Here is a 14,511-nt window from a genome sequence, read left to right as displayed (position 1 = left end):
CCTCGATATTTCATGACGGGCGTGTGTGGGGCTGGTCGGCGCCGGTGGCGTCGGGGTTGTTCTGATTCTTGCAGGTGGGTGTGACAAGACCCCGCGTGACGTCTGCGGTGCGGGTTTCCAGGCCGGGAGCTGCCAGATTCAGAGGGTCATGTGGAGGACAGGGTCAGGTGGCTGGTGCCGGGAGGTTTCGGAGTCGGCTGATGCTGTCGATGATCAGCTCGGCCCAGCGGGATCGGTCGCTGAAGTGGACGACGGTGCGGCGGGCTCTTCTGGCGAGGGTCGCGGGGATGGTGTAGAGCCGGTAGCGGAGCCGTTTCGGTTCCCAGCGGCGGGCTTCATGACCGGCCAGCGCCAGCATCGCGCTCCAGGCCTGCAACTCGGAGGCCAGGGCGACGATCTGGCACCAGATCCGATTCTGGTCGAACCCGTGCAACGGGAGGTTGGCCAGGCCTGTGTCTTTCGCGATCCGGATCCGGTCTTCGCAGCGGGCGCGTCGACGATGCCTGAGCTCCAGCTGCTGGAGGGTGCCGAGGGTGGTGTTGGTGGCGAAGGCGGTGAGCCGGTAGCCGTCGACGTCGTCGAACCGCAGCTGAGCGCCGGGGTGGGGCCGTTCTCTGCGGACGATCACCCGCATCCCGGCAGGCCAACCGTCGAGATCCAGCAGTCCGGTGAAGTCAGCAAGATCGGCCCCCTCGCGAGCCTCGCCATCGCTGTTGAGGGCCGGCACCCAAACCCACTCAGGGACCAAGTGGTAGAGGTCGGGGGTGTCCATGGGGAGGGTGAACCCGACCGAGTACGCCACCCTGCGCCCGGTCAGCCACTTGGTGAACTCCTTCGTGCCGCCGGCCCCGTCCGCGCGGATCAGCACGCGGCGTCCGGGCCGCGGGTTCCGGTCGGGGAGCTGCGCGAGAGCTTGTTTGGTGACGGTGATGTGATCGGCGGCGGTGTTCGAACCGGCGTTCCCGGGGCGTAGGTGGACCTCCAGGGCTTCGCCGGTGCCCTCAGGTCCGTGGTCGGCGAACGCCAGCAACGGGTGGAACCCGAAGCCTCGCTTGAACGTCGCAGCCGCGCGCTGCTTCTCCGAATGGGCGGTGATCAACGACGCGTCCAAGTCGATGATCACCGGATCCTCGGCAGTCGACTCGTGGTCGGGGGCATGCTCACCGGCCAGGGCCCAGACCGTGGCGCGGGCCTGCTGCCTAGCTCCCGCGATCGCCTTGATGGCCTTGTCCGCATCCGCAGCGAGGGCCGCGATGAGCCGCGACACAGTCGGATCCGACGCCACCGGGCCGTAGACCCCTGGTTCAGCACGCAGGGTAGCGAGGTCACTCAACGCTTCACCGCCGAGCACCAGCGACACCGCCAGATCACAGACGATCTTGCCTGGGTCGTGGACCGCCAACGGTTTCCGCCACCGAGACAGCGCCTCCGACAGGGCCCGGTCCAGGCCGGCCGCGCGGATGGTTTCGGTCAGCAGGATCCCGCCAGCCTGCCCGACCGCGGTCACCTTCGCGGTATCGACATGAACCCTGGGATACGAGCCGGTACTCTTCACCTCGAAGGTGCTCCTTCTTGTTGGTCGATGTTTCTCTAGACAAGTCACATCATCCCAAGTCAGGGGCACTTTCGCTATCTCAGGCCACTACAGTCCACCCACCGTCATGAAAGCACGAGGCTAGAGATAGATGGCGTCGACCGCAGCTCGAAAGCGCTCGAGGCTGTAGCGACGCCATGCCCACTCCTGGGCAGATTCGGCTCGCGCCACGGCCTCATCGTTGTTCCCGAATACCCGGATGATGGCGCCCGCGAAATCGACGGGTGCATCCGCGAGTCCGGCGAACAGGTCGGCGTCGCCGATGCCTTCAGCCCCGATGGTGGTGGTGACCACGGGCACCCCCTGGAGCAGTGCGTCGATCGTCTTGAACTTCACGCCGGCCCCCTGGAGTAGGGGTACGACGACGACACTCGCCCTCGCGTACTCGTCCGCGAGATCCGGCACGAACCCCAGCACGTCCACGTTCGGGTAACCGTCTCGGACCGCGTCCTGGACACCAGGTGCCATGGCCCCGCCGGCGATGCGGAGGCGAGCATGCGGGACCTGGTCGAGCACCGTCGGCCACACTTCGGCGAGGAACCAGAGGAGCCCGTCGACGTTCACCTGACGGGCCATGAAGCCGACGAAGAGAATGCGCGCGTCGTCGTTTGGCCGATGGGTGGGAGGAGTCCCTTCCGCGAGCGGGGGATCGATGACCACCACGGTTCCTCGGCGCGCGGGGTCGAGGAGGTCCTTGTCCTTCGCGCTGAACACCACGCACAGGTCGGCTCGCATCACAGCCCGCCGCTCCCACCGCCGGGCTAGGAACGCGCTCACGCGCCACCGCGCGCGCCGCACGGGGTGGGTCGCCGCTTCGGCGGAGCGATCGCACTTCTGGCTGAGCACGTCATGAAAGGTGAAGTGCAGCCGCGCCCGCGGGTTGAGGAGCCGGGTTAGGGCCGAGAGCCTGGTGTAGTTCGCCCACTGAAAGTCCAGAAGCCGCGCCTCACGGATGTGCCGACGAACCCGGGGGTTCAGGAGCAGATCGAGCGCCGGAGCCAGCGGCATCGGTTGGGGGTCCAGGCGGCCCAGCTTCGCTTCGACCCAGTCGGCCGCGTCGTAGGCGCGACGGCGGAGCGGCGAGGGAGCCTCCGAGTCGCCGAGCAGCAGGATCTCGTCGACCACGCCAGGCTGCCTGAGCGAGTGCCGCAGGCTGGGACGGTCCATTGCCATCCACATGGGACGGGTGTGTGGCTCCAGCGCCTCCTGGAGCCGGCGGATGTATTGGCCGCCGGCGTGCTCGATGCCGGGGTAGGGGACGGAAGGGGACAGGACGACGATCGGGCCGGCCGGGTTGCCAGCTGCGCCCGACGACGCGTCCGATGTCGCTCTTGAACCGGGCGTGCCGGTCACCGCACTCTGGCAGGCCCCCAGCGCTGCCTCGCCCCAGGCGTGCCAGTTGAGCAGGGTGTCCGCTCGCTCGCGGGCCGCTCGGCCCATCGACGCCCGCATCGCGGGGTCCACAAGTCGGGCGACCTGATCGGCAGCCTCGTTCACGTCCCCGGGAACCACAAGGAACCCCGTCACCCCGTCGTCGACGATGGTCGACACGCCGCCAGTGTTGGCAGCCACTGCGGGCAGGCCGAACGCGGCGGCGTCGGTCAGCGTGACGCCTGCCGCGTTGGTCGCCAGCTCGAGGAGCACGTGGTGTGAGGCGTAGAGCTCGCCCATCTGCTCCGGCGAGACCCGTCCGAGGCGACGGACACCGTCCGGGAGTGACGGGGCATCGCCCACCACTGTGAGCTCGACGTCTACTCCGCGACGCTTCAGTTCCTCCCAGGTGGCCAGCGCGTCCGGGCCGCCCTTGCGCTCCCAGTCGCTGGCCACCATGAGCACCTTGAGCGGACCGGTCGACGGGCGGGAGGGCTGACCCCCCGTCGGCTGGACGGCAGGCCCGAACGGCGCCAGCGTGACTTCCTCGGGCCGGAGCCCGTCGTCGCGGATGAGCGCGTCCCGTGCCCAGCCGGTGGCGGCGAGTGTGTGACGGGTCCGGCGGGAGGAACGGCGCGCCTGGACCGCCGCCTGCGCGGCGGAGAGCGGCGTCAGGTTGCTGAACAGTGGATAGAAGTCCCTTATCGCGCGGAACGTCGTGTCCGAGACCTGAACCACCGGGATGTCGGTGTCGAGGAATGCGATGTCCTGCGACGCCGCGATCGCGATGATCACGTCGACGGGGTTCTCCCTCAACCGGCGCCCCAGCGCTCGGCCGCGCTTCATAGCGGTGGCCACCGCGTGCCCCACGAGGTACCGGCGGCCGAAACGGCCGTCGAGGGCACGGGCCAACGCGCGGTCGACGATGGAGTCCCGCACATGCTCGGTCACGAAGGGGACCACCTCCGCCGGAACCTTCAGCGAAGCCACCATGGGTCGGACCATGCCGGACCAGGCACGCGGGTCCTCAATGTCCCACGGGGTTACTACGCCGATACGCACGACCTCAGGCTAGTGGACCGCGCCTATGGGCGTTCTCGTCTCTCTGCAGCTGACCGTCCCTCTACGTCATCCTGCGCGGCCAGCGAGGCTGAGGAATTCGTCGTAGTCGCGGATGTAGTCGGTGTCGTCGTAGGGGAGCGACGCCAGAACGCCCATCACGGCGTGAGGAGTGAACGCAAACTGGACTCCCCACGTCATGCGAGGAACATAGAGGCCCCTGTCGGGTCTGTTCAGGCGGTAGGTCGCCTTCGTGTCGCCGTCGTCCAACGAGCATGAGAGAGAGCCGGACAGACAGATAAGGATCTGCTCGCACGCTCGGTGAGCGTGTTCCCCGCGCGAGGCTGACCCCGGGACTCCAAACACAACGAAGAAGCGCTGTGGGACGAAGGGCCCAGCGAGGAAGTCCAGCGCTGCCAACGACCCGCGCTGGTCGTGCGCGACAGCTAGGCGCACGAGGTGGCCGGGCTGCGTCCCCGGCGGCGATTGTTGGGGCTGTGTCACTGGCTCAACCTCCGATCAACGATGACTCTACGCCGACCGGCTTGGTACGCGGCTGGCATCTGCCGGGCTCACTCCCTTCGAAGAGGCGCGACAATGGGGCCATGTCAACGCTCGCTGTCATCCCCGCCCGTGGCGGGTCCAAGGGGATCCCCAGGAAGAACCTGATCGAGGTCGCGGGTAAGCCCCTGATCGTCTGGAGTATCGAGCAGGCTCTGGCGGCGCCGGGCGTTCGGGTCGCGGTCTCCACCGAGGACGCCGAGATTGCGGAGGTCGCGGCGGGCGCGGGGGCCTGGGTGATCGAACGCCCGGCCCGCCTCGCGCAGGACGAGACGCCGACGGAGCCCGTCGTCGAGCACGCAATCCAGGCTTGTACAGACCGCTTCGCACGCCCGGACAACGTTCTGCTGCTCCAGGCCACGTCTCCGGTGCGCCTGCCGGGGACCATCCAGCGCGCGGTGTCGCAGTTCGATGCAGACGGCGTCGACTCGCTTGTAGGGGTAGTGCCCAACCCTCCGTTCCTGTGGTCTTTGGCGGGAGGGCTGGCGGTCGCGCACTGGGACTGGGTGCACAGGCGTCGCCGTCAGGAGATGGCACCGGAGCAGCTGCGCTACCGCGAGACGGGCTCGCTCTACCTCACCCGCACGGAGATCTACGAGCAGACCCACAACAGGATGGGCGGCAGGATCGGGCTCTTCGTCATGGACGAGGCTGAGGGGGTGGACATCGACGGCCTACACGATGTGGCGCTGGCGGAGTCCGCGCTCAGGCACACAGGGTGGTAGCGGTAGAGCTCAGCTGCCGGCCGCCTCTTCCATGGCCAGGCGGAAGTGGACGGACGACTGGATCGCGTGGGCGATCATCAACTGCGAGCCCGCCTCGTTGACATGGTCAGCGTCCGAGTACAGGAGTTCCTCTCCCAGACGTCGAAAGCATGTGTCCTGGTTGCAGAGCGCCTCGTGGATCGGAACGACACCGGCCGACTCCGCATTGTCGGTGAGTTCTGAGAGCCCGGCTCTGATCGCCTCAGCGCGTCCGTCGAAGTACTCGCGATCCCATTCGCACACAGTCCCAGGGAGGATCAGCGATCGTCGATGCGCGCAGCTGAAGACGTCGGTCGGCCACACCGGGTTGTCGTCGAACACAAACATGCGGCGATCCAGATTCGCTACCCCCTCCACGATCGTCTCAATACCCTCTACCTCTGCGGCGGAGAGCTCCTTCCCATCCCGAGCCAGGTGACGGCTGTAGAGGATGGTTCGGATCTCCGGCCTGCGCTCGATGAACTCGATGACGCTTCGGACTCCATCCACCGATCCGAAGGGCTTGGGTGACCTCACGCTGACGATCATCACGTTCACCTCGGGAAAGTGCTGGGTCAAGCCCGGAAGCAGATGTTCCGCGTGGCTGTCACCGATCAGAAGGACCGATGCATCACCGTCGCGCGTCGAACCGCAGAGCCCGTTGGACAGCTGCGACATCTCGGTGTCGGTGCAGGGAACCAGCTGTGAGGTCTCGGGAGAATTGCCCGTTCCGCTGGCGTCGTCGCCGAGCGCAAATGCCGGCGTTAGGAGGTGGGTCAGCGCAAGCCACGCGCCGATGGCCGCGACAGTGGGTGGGCCCAGAATCGCGGCAGTCATCGGCACGAACCGTCGCACGCCTTCAACACGCAGTCTGCGCATCGGCTCCTCCACGTACCTGTAGCTGAGGTATCCCGGAATGACGGAAGCTGCAGCCGCCACAGCTGGAGCGAAGCTTGAGAATGGCCAGATCGCCTTCGAGACCACAATGAAGGGCCAATGCCACAGGTAGAGCGAGTAGGACCAGTCGCCGACAGCGACCATAGGCCGCGAGGACAACAACCCGGAGACCAGGCCGCCCTCCCTGCGGCCGGAGAGGATGAGGAGGAGAGTCGCCACTACGGGCAACAACGTCCACTTGCCTGGGAACGGAGTCTCCGGAGTGATGGCGAGCAGTCCCCACGTCATCAGCGCCGCGCCCACCATGCCCAGGGGGCCGAAGACCCTGTCTGGGAGGTAACGCGCCACGCCGATGACCAGCGCCAACAAGCTGCCAGCCAGGAACTCCCAAGCGCGAGGGAGAGGACCGTAGTAGCCAAACGGGAAGGCAGTGCCCATGCGGATGGTTGTGAGTGACAGGGCAGTCAGCCCAGCAATCACCAGGACGGGGATCAACAGCGCATTCCGGCGGAAGATTCGAGCCCCGAACGCGAGTGCGGTCAGCATTAGTGCTGGGAGAACCACGTAGAACTGCTCTTCCACCGACAGCGACCAGGTGTGCAGCATTGGGTTCCTCTCGGCAGCAGTGCCGAAGTAGTCCCCTGTCCCGCTGGCGATGACCCAGTTTGCCAGTCCAAACGTGGCTCCCAGGGCGGTCGCGTAGGTGGTCGCCTGCGGTCCGAAAGGGGAGAGGAACAACAGTGCCAACAGCACGGTGATCGTGCTTGTCATGGCCAAGGCAGGTCCGAGCCTCTTGACCCGACGCATGTAGAAGCGCTTGAGGGAGATGCTCCCCGTACTGGCATGTTCGCGGAGCAGCATCAAGGTGATGATGAAGCCTGAGATCACGAAGAAGACGTCGACCCCGATGAAGCCCCCCGAGAGTCCGACTCCCGCATGCCCTGCCATGACCGCAAGCACGGCCACAGCGCGCAGGCCTTGCAGGTCGCGGAGGCGGCTGGGCTGGGGAGGCTGAGGTGGCATGATCGGCTGATCCTACGACGCCGGTGCCCCACAGTCAGTACGGCGTTCGGGTCTCCTGTTCCTCCCATGCTTGGAACGGAGCGTGGCTGTCGCGGCGGACTTCATGGAGGAGCCCCAGCCGCGACACTCCCGCACTCACCTCCGCGTGGAAGGCCGCGTCGTCGAAGCCCGCGGCGGCCGCGTCGTGGCGGTCCGCCGCGAACACCACCCGCGACACTCTCGCCCACAGCGCCGCCCCCAGGCACATCGGGCACGGCTCGCAGGACGCGTAGAGGGTGCAGCCGCTGAGGTCGTGCGTGCCCAGGCCGGCCGCTGCCGCTCGGATGGCCTGGACCTCGGCGTGGGCGGTCGGGTCCGGGATCGCCGTCACCCGGTTGACGCCCTCGAACACCTGCCCCGACGGCGCCACGACGACCGCGCCGAACGGGCCCCCGCCGTCGGCGACATTCGCGACGGCGAGGTCGATCGCCCGCTGCAGGTGCTCGGTCATGGCATCACTCGCCGGCGAGCAGTGCTTCCTCGGCCTCCTTGGTCCACACGCCGGCGTTGAGCTTGGCGGCGACATTCGGCAGCTTCTCCGGCATGTCCACCAGCCGGGTGAGCGGCAGGTCGTGGAGCGACGGGTAGACCATGATCTTGCCGCCGGAGGTGCGGTTCATGACCGACTCGATGGCGTCGCGGAACCCTGCCATGCCGGTGACGGCGTCGAGCGAGATGTGGGTGTCGATGACACCCTCCTCGATCTTCCGCAGCACGGTGCGCATGTCGGACACGTCCGAGCCGCTGGTGCCGAGCATGAAGACCTTCCGCTCGATGATGCCCTGCAGGTCGAAAGATCCGGTGGTCCCGGCGGGGATACCCGCGAAGGCGTTGATGATGGCGCCCTCGGCCGCGAGGTCGACAGCCTGCGCCACCAGCGCCGGCACGGGCACCATGCACGACAGGTGCGTGTACCCGGGCTCCAGCTTGGTGGTGCCGGTGTTGATGATGCTCAGCTCGATGCCGTTCTTCTCGGCCACCGGGCGCGTCAGGGACTCCAGATGCGCGAGCCGGTCGTCGCTGAGGTCGGTGCCCGCCACCGAGATGCCGGGGATGCCGGAGGTCAGCGCGCGGATGGTGTGCATCTGGCCCATGGGGCCGGCGGCGCCGATGATGGCCACCTTGTCGCCCTCGCGGATCTCACCGTTGGCCGGGATCCAGGCGTAGCCGTCGGCCGGGTCGGACCCGGTGGTGCCGCAGAAGCGGATGAAATCGTAGTGCACGCGGCCGATGTCGAGCTTGACGGGGCCGTCGATGCGGCCGCCGTCGAGCACCACGCACAGCACGCCGCGCATGCCCAGCAGCCCGCCCAGGCGCTCCAGCACGGCCGCGTCCGCGCCGCGGTAGATGATGTCGTCGAAGGCGTTGCCCGCCAGGGTCTCGACGGCGCCGGGCTCGAGCCGCACGATCTCGGCGGGCTCGTTGGCCGCGAGGAGGGCGTCGAGGCCGTCGATGTCGCCGTCGGCCACCACCAGCATCCGCCCACCGGCCTTGGGGTGGTTGCGCTCGGCCCACGCGTACGAACCCTCGACGGTGGCCCACGGCTCGATCAGGCCCACGGCGGCGGCGGAGGGGCCGTCGGTGACGTGGATGAGGAACTTCTCGCCGTCGGGCGCCACGACGCAGCGCTCGTCGACGACGACGTACTCCTGCAGGGCGCCGTCGAAGTTGTAGCCGAACGCGCCGTTGGAGGCGGGGGTCTTGAGGTGCTTCCAGTCGGCCTGGACGAGCACGCGATCGCCGACGGCGAAGTGGGTCACCTGGTCACCCACCGCGACGATGCGGGCCACCGGCTCGTGCCCGGGCACCACCGGCTCTGAGCCGGGGTGGTAGCTGGGGATCTCCTTCAGCGCCTCGAGATCGATGCCCGAGACCACCTCGGCTTTGCGCGGGTGGGAGTCGAAGGCGTGCAGCAGCTTGGTGTCGCTGAAGCAGATGCCGCAGGACTCCACCTTGAGCATCAGCTGGGTGGGGCCGACGGGGTCGACGGGCTTGGCCGGGTTGTGGATGAACTCGTCCACCCCGGTGATCTGGATGGCGTGCTGCGTGGCCGGGAACTCCGTCACTGCTACTCCTTCATTGAGCATGACTGTGCTGTGGTGTTGCCGTCGAATCTATGCCAGGTGCGAGCCCGTGAGAAGCTATCGGCAGGCAATTGGGCATCCGCCCACGGCGCGGGAGCCGGGGTGGTCGACGAAGGAGGCGGGGCGCGATGTTGACCCCGGAAGCAGGCGATCTCGACCTCGCCGTCCGCGCGGCCTGGCTCTACTACGAGGACGGACTGACGCAGGCGCAGGTGGCCGCCCGGCTGTTCGTGTCGCGGCAGACCGTGGGACGTCTGCTGGAGACGGCGCGCCAGCACGGCATCGTCCGGATCGAGATGGACGCCAGTTACCTTGCTGCCCTCGGCCTGGCCACGCAGCTGCGGGAACGCACCCCGCTGTCCGACGCAGTCGTCGTGCCCTCCCTCAGCGCCCCGCTCAGCCGCGAGCGCACCAATGAGCGGGTGGCCTCCGCCCTGGCCGCCTACGCGAGGCGCTACCTGCGGCCCGGGGTCGTGGTGGGCGTCGGATGGAGCTACACGGTGGCACGGGCGCTGACCATGCTGTCGGCGGAGTCGCTGGAGGGGGTCACGCTCGCCTCGGCGGCCGGCACCATCGACAACGTGGCCACCATGGTGTCGGAGAACCCGGCCGCGGTCCGCATCCTCCGCACCGTGCCGTCGCCGATGTTCGTCTCCAGCCGAGAGCTGGCCGAGTCGCTGCGCACCGAGGACGCCGTGGCCGCGGTCTTCGACCTGGCCCGGAGCGCCACCCTCACCATCACCGGGGTGGGGGCAGTGCGGCCGGGCGGCTCGGCGGTCCGCACCGGCATGGTGACCGACGCCGACGTGGCCGCCTACGCGGCCGCGGGCGCCGTGGGCGACATGCTCGGGCACTGGTTCGGCGCCAGGGGCCAGGTGATCGAGGGGTCGGCGTCGGACCGGTCCGTCTCGCTCAGCCTCGACGAGCTGCGCGCGCTGCCCAACGTCGTCGGCGTGGCCGCCGGCGCGGACAAGGTGGAGGCCATCAGGGGTGCCATCGCGGGCCGCTACCTCGACGTGCTCGTCACCGACGAGCCGACGGCGCAGGCGTTGCTGGCCAGGTAGGTCGCCCAGACGGGTGAGCAAGGGGAGTGAGGCACCGAACCTCAGCCCGGCCCCGGCCCCGGTCTCCGCGGCTACGCACGTGTGCGTATTCCGCCGACGCCCCGGCTGGGGGAGTGTGAAGGCACGCCCGGACAGCGGGCCAGACACGAGAGGGGAGCTCACCATGAGTGCACGGCAGATGTGGCTGAAGATGGCGGCGGCAGGGACCGTCATCCTGATGGCAAGTGCGACGGCGGCCTCGGCGCACCACTGCTACAAGGATCAATGGGCCGAGGCGGCCTACCAGCACCACCTGGCGGGTGGGACCGCGTGGATGTCGCTGAGCGACATGGGGGGCATGTTCATCCCCGAGGAGCTCCAGGCCGACTGCGGGTGGGTCCCAGATGCTGCGGTGGCGGACTTCATGGAGGCTGAGGGCCTGGAGCAGGAACCCCTCATCCACTCCAAGACCGTCACCGGCGGCGGCGCCCACAAGAAGGGCAATGACCCCAAGCCGTTCAGCTACCTCACCGAGGATCAGTTCCGTGCGCTGACCATCTCCCTGGAGGACTACCTCGGGGACTGCGCGGCTGAACTGGAGGTCTGAGCCGGATCGCGGGGACGGGGGAGCCACCCCCGCCCCTGTGCGCGCAGCACGGCGGTGAGCCGGTCCGACGCCCCGAGCTTCCGGTAGAGATGCTCCAGGTGCTTGTGCACCGTCCTCGTGGACACCGCCAGCCGGTTGGCGATCGCCTGGGCGGTCAGCCCGTCGGCCAGGAGCTGCAGCACCACGCGCTCGCGCGGGGTGAGGCTGACCCCGTCCGGTGCCTTGTCGGCTTCGGCGAGGGAAGAGATGTGACGGTCCAGCGCCCGCAGCAGGGGCTGAAACACCGACATCGCCTCGACGGCGCGCACGGAGATCCGGTCGTCGGCGACCAGGACCCACCCGGTGTAGGGGGCGTCCGCCGTCATCGCCTCCAGAGGCACACTCAGCTGGTGGACGCTCAGCCCCAGCCGCTCGATGACGCCCAGCGTCGAGGGAAGCAGGCCGAGGCCGGAGCGCAGGGCGTCCGTCATGAGGGCAGGAGCGGCAGAGCCCGCGGCCGCGTGGAAGCGGGTGAGTGGGTGAAGGGCCAGGTCCCTGGGTGTCGGTAGGAGGTGTGGCGGCGGAGCTGGGGGGTCGCCGTCGACGAAGAAGCTCACCGACTGCCGGGTGAAGCTGACCCTGGACGCGATGTCGGTGCCCGTGGCAACGCGGAGGGCCTCGGCCAGCCGGGTCCGGGCGTCGTCCGCCGCCGGCGCCTCGAGCACCTCCGCGGCGGCCCTGACCAGCACCTCGGTCGAGTCCATGGTTCAGCCTGCCACGGGGGCGTCTGGAAGTCGAGGCCCTTGTCAGGTCTGTGGCAGTCCCGTGTGCCCTCCCGCTGGGGGATGTGGGCGGGGGCGCGAGGCCTCAGCCTGCGAGCGGTCCGGAGCCGGTGGCCGCCCAGAGGGCCAGGTCGCGGAGAAGCTCCCGGTGCCCCGCGGAGTCGTAGGAGCGTTCGTCGTGCCCCAGGAGGTCGACTGCGACCCGCGCCGCCCCATGGCGCCGCACCCACGCGGTGGGCTCGGGGCCGTGGGGGCCGTCGTGGGTGGCAGCCACCCGGCGCGGGCCCACGAACTGCAGGCTGAGGTAGCGCTCATCCTCCACCTCGAAGCAGTCTCCCGGCGTGTCATCGGGTGGGGTCCGGTGGATGGTCGCGGTGCCGTGCGGGGGGTGCCAGGACTGGCCTGGCACCCAGATTCCGCCGGTGGTGGCCGCCCATTCGGGGTAGTCCCTCAGGCTCGCGACTGCGCAGTGGAGCGCGAGCACGCCGAGCCCACGGTTCAGCGCGGAGGCGAGCGCGGCCGGGCCGGGGTGGCCCGACCGGAGGCGCTCGTCGCTGTCCGCCCACGGGTCCCCGGCGTTGACGACGAGCAGGTCCACGCCCTCGAGGCGCGTCATGGCGCCGTCGACGTCGTCGTCGATATCGACGGCGAACCCCGCCTCGGCCAGGATCGCGGCGATCCGCGGCGTGGTCCTCTCGAACGGGTGCCACGGGTCCGCGTAGCGGCCGGCGCCGCTGGCGATCAGCGCGCGCACGGCGCTCAGCTGGCCACCAGCTGTGGCCACCCCGTCGAGAAGTATTCGACGAAGGGCTCGCCCACGCAGTTGTCGCGGAGCTGCTGCTTCGAGACCGGGAACGAGGGGCCGGGGTAGGTCGCGTCGGCCAGGATCCGCTCGGCGATCCGCTGGTCCGCGATGGCGGCGCGCCCGACGACGACAAAATCGACGCCGGTGGACAGTGCCGCTGTCGCGGTGGGGCCGCTGGTGACCTTGCCCGCGATCCCGAGCCGGGTGCTGCCGCGGGGGAGGCCGACGAAGTGGCTGACCAGGGGAGCGTCGCCTTCGGCTGCGCCCTCGGGCAGCTTGGTGACGTCCCACAGCGACAGGTCGAGGTGGTCCAGGCCGCCCTCGGCCATCAGCTCCGCGCTGAGCTGCGCGATCTCGGAGGTGCTCAGGCCGAAGCGCTCGGTGGAGAGCCGGAGCCCGAGGTGGAAGTCCGACGAGGTTGCCGCGCGCACTGCGGCGATGGTCTCGCGGATGATGCGCGACCGTCCGTGCAGGTCGCCGCCGTAGCCGTCGTCGCGGGTGTTGTGGGCGTCGAGGAACTGGCAGAGCAGGTAGCCGTGGGCGCCGTGCAGCTGCACCCCGTCGAAGCCGGCTCGCTCGGCGCGGGCGGCCGCGGCGGCGAAGTCGTCGATCGCGGAGCCGATCTCGTCCGTCGTGAGGGCGCGTGCGCCGGTGGCGGCATCGTCGTAGGGCGCGACGGCGGGCACACCGGACGCCGCCGGATCTGCCTTCGCGCCTCCGTGGTGGATCTGCACCATGGACGCGGCCCCGGCTGCGCGGATGCCCGCGGCCAGCCGCTCGAGCCCTGGGAGGTGCGCGTCGTCGCTGATCCCGAGCTGCCCGTTCCAGGCCTTCCCGGCCTGGGCCACGTACGCCGCTGCGGTCATCACCATCCCGAAGCCGTGGCGGGCGCGGGCGAGCAGCCACTCGATCTCCGTGTCAGAGAGCGTGCCGTCGGGGTGGGACTGCTTGTTGGTGAGCGGCGCCAGCGCGAGGCGGTTGCGCCAGGCGGGGCCGTGGGCGAAGTCGAGGGAATCGGAGAGCTGCGTCACGGGACTGAGACTACTTGGCGGCCACGAGCCCCTCGTCGGGGCCCCACGGTCCTGGCGGCGACGAAGAAAGTGAGAATCCGGGGAGATGGCCCCGTATGTGCCCCATCTCCCCGAAATCCCACTCGGAAGGAGCCGAGAGGGCGGGGGTGGAGTGGGGTGGGGTGGATGATCGGCTGGGAACCGTACATCGAGCAGGTCGCGAACCATACATCCAGCAGCACTTGAATCAGACATCTAGCACGACTATCCACACATCGAGCAGGTTGTCGCGTCTGCTGCTTGGGCCTAGCGGCTCGGCCCTGACGAGGTGCGCACGAAACGCCGTCCCACCTGCCTCTCGCCGTCGCATGCGGGCTCGGGGAGCTCATGAGACGGCGTGTCGTGCTCGGTGTGTCGTGCGGAGATCCGGGTCGGTTCGACGCCGCTGCGGGCGCCGCTCGGCGCGACGGGCTCTACAAGGAGACACGGCGCCTGAGAGCGCGGGCGACCGTTGGGCCCCGGGCCCACCGCCATCCGCGTAGGCTGGTCCGCATGTCAGAGTCAGAGCAACCCACAGAGAAGTTGGACCCCAAGGAGGCCATGCGCCAGGCCCTCGAGCGCAAGAAGGCGGCCGAGCACCTGTCGGCGTCGCATGGTGTCGACGCGGAGCGCGGCCAGGTGCACGCCCACGGCAAGGTGGGCGGGAAGCGCGAGTTCCGGAGGAAGTCGGGCGGCTGAGCCCCGGCTTGCGGTTGGCGTTCCTCCAGGCCGCCCCTCGGACTCGTAGGAGCATCCGGGACCCGGCTGGAGGAACGATCACCGCATGAGGACAGCGAGAAGAGTGCTGATCGACGAGAAGTGGGAAACCCCCCGAAGGGAAGGGGCAACTCTTTTTTTCCTGGTTTTGTCGGCCA

The 14,511-nt window shown here is 69.0% G+C and carries 13 protein-coding genes; 4 read left to right on the top strand and 9 right to left on the bottom strand.

What is annotated here, in order from left to right; genetic code table 11:
• Positions 1-163: 163 nt before the first annotated feature.
• From ACZK5D_RS16255 to ACZK5D_RS16245, 3 genes are all read right to left on the bottom strand, one after another.
• Positions 164-1,555 carry an IS1380 family transposase gene (locus tag ACZK5D_RS16255; protein WP_463665165.1) on the bottom strand — a complete coding sequence of 464 codons (1,392 nt, stop codon included), beginning with the start codon at positions 1,553-1,555 and terminating at the stop codon, positions 164-166.
• Between the two features lie 120 nt (positions 1,556-1,675).
• A complete protein-coding gene (locus ACZK5D_RS16250) occupies positions 1,676-3,958 on the bottom strand; it encodes a glycosyltransferase (RefSeq protein ID WP_463666063.1) in 2,283 nt (760 codons plus the stop codon).
• 135 nt (positions 3,959-4,093) lie between these two features.
• On the bottom strand, positions 4,094-4,480 hold the full coding sequence (locus ACZK5D_RS16245) for a sugar 3,4-ketoisomerase (protein ID WP_463666064.1): 387 nt from the start codon (positions 4,478-4,480) through the stop codon (positions 4,094-4,096).
• Between the two features lie 149 nt (positions 4,481-4,629).
• Here ACZK5D_RS16245 and ACZK5D_RS16240 point away from each other — a divergent pair, with 149 nt between their 5' ends.
• The gene (locus ACZK5D_RS16240) at positions 4,630-5,310 is read left to right on the top strand and encodes an acylneuraminate cytidylyltransferase family protein (RefSeq protein ID WP_463666062.1); all 681 of its coding nucleotides are present in this window, start codon (positions 4,630-4,632) and stop codon (positions 5,308-5,310) included.
• Positions 5,311-5,319: 9 nt separating this feature from the next.
• On the opposite strand, the gene ACZK5D_RS16235 is transcribed toward ACZK5D_RS16240, so the two are convergent.
• From ACZK5D_RS16235 to ACZK5D_RS16225, 3 genes are read right to left on the bottom strand one after another with little or no spacing between them, the layout of a single operon-like run.
• Complete coding sequence (locus ACZK5D_RS16235; protein ID WP_463666061.1) at positions 5,320-7,248, bottom strand: acyltransferase family protein; 1,929 nt, start codon at positions 7,246-7,248, stop codon at positions 5,320-5,322.
• Between the two features lie 34 nt (positions 7,249-7,282).
• Entirely contained in the window at positions 7,283-7,738 is a 456-nt protein-coding gene (locus ACZK5D_RS16230) for a nucleoside deaminase (RefSeq protein WP_463666060.1), read from the bottom strand.
• A 4-nt stretch (positions 7,739-7,742) separates the two neighbouring features.
• Positions 7,743-9,353, bottom strand: a complete 1,611-nt coding sequence (locus ACZK5D_RS16225; RefSeq protein ID WP_463666059.1) for an alcohol dehydrogenase catalytic domain-containing protein — start codon at positions 9,351-9,353, stop codon at positions 7,743-7,745.
• Between the two features lie 146 nt (positions 9,354-9,499).
• On the opposite strand from ACZK5D_RS16225, the gene ACZK5D_RS16220 reads away from it, so the two are divergent.
• Together ACZK5D_RS16220 and ACZK5D_RS16215 are read left to right on the top strand one after the other, a co-directional pair.
• The gene (locus tag ACZK5D_RS16220) at positions 9,500-10,435 is read left to right on the top strand and encodes a sugar-binding transcriptional regulator (RefSeq protein ID WP_458995183.1); all 936 of its coding nucleotides are present in this window, start codon (positions 9,500-9,502) and stop codon (positions 10,433-10,435) included.
• Between the two features lie 163 nt (positions 10,436-10,598).
• Complete coding sequence (locus ACZK5D_RS16215) at positions 10,599-11,021, top strand: hypothetical protein (RefSeq protein WP_463666058.1); 423 nt, start codon at positions 10,599-10,601, stop codon at positions 11,019-11,021.
• Here ACZK5D_RS16215 and ACZK5D_RS16210 read toward each other — a convergent pair.
• The 3 genes from ACZK5D_RS16210 to ACZK5D_RS16200 all read right to left on the bottom strand — a co-directional run bounded on the left by ACZK5D_RS16210 (position 10,985) and on the right by ACZK5D_RS16200 (position 13,618).
• Entirely contained in the window at positions 10,985-11,764 is a 780-nt protein-coding gene (locus ACZK5D_RS16210; protein WP_463666057.1) for a helix-turn-helix transcriptional regulator, read from the bottom strand. The two genes, ACZK5D_RS16215 and ACZK5D_RS16210, sit on opposite strands and share 37 nt — an antisense overlap.
• A gap of 103 nt (positions 11,765-11,867) precedes the next feature.
• Positions 11,868-12,566 (bottom strand): ThuA domain-containing protein, encoded by a 699-nt coding sequence (locus tag ACZK5D_RS16205; RefSeq protein WP_463666056.1) that lies wholly within the window; start codon positions 12,564-12,566, stop codon positions 11,868-11,870.
• Positions 12,542-13,618, bottom strand: coding sequence for an NADH:flavin oxidoreductase (locus tag ACZK5D_RS16200; RefSeq protein WP_463666055.1), 1,077 nt, complete (start codon positions 13,616-13,618; stop codon positions 12,542-12,544). The genes ACZK5D_RS16205 and ACZK5D_RS16200 overlap by 25 nt, the downstream gene beginning before the upstream one ends.
• A gap of 531 nt (positions 13,619-14,149) precedes the next feature.
• Here ACZK5D_RS16200 and ACZK5D_RS16195 point away from each other — a divergent pair.
• Entirely contained in the window at positions 14,150-14,335 is a 186-nt protein-coding gene (locus tag ACZK5D_RS16195; RefSeq protein WP_458995177.1) for a DUF5302 domain-containing protein, read from the top strand.
• Positions 14,336-14,511 lie beyond the last annotated feature (176 nt).

It is taken from the genome of Tessaracoccus yangjingae, from assembly GCF_055326235.1.
This window is presented reverse-complemented; position numbering and strand designations above follow the sequence as displayed.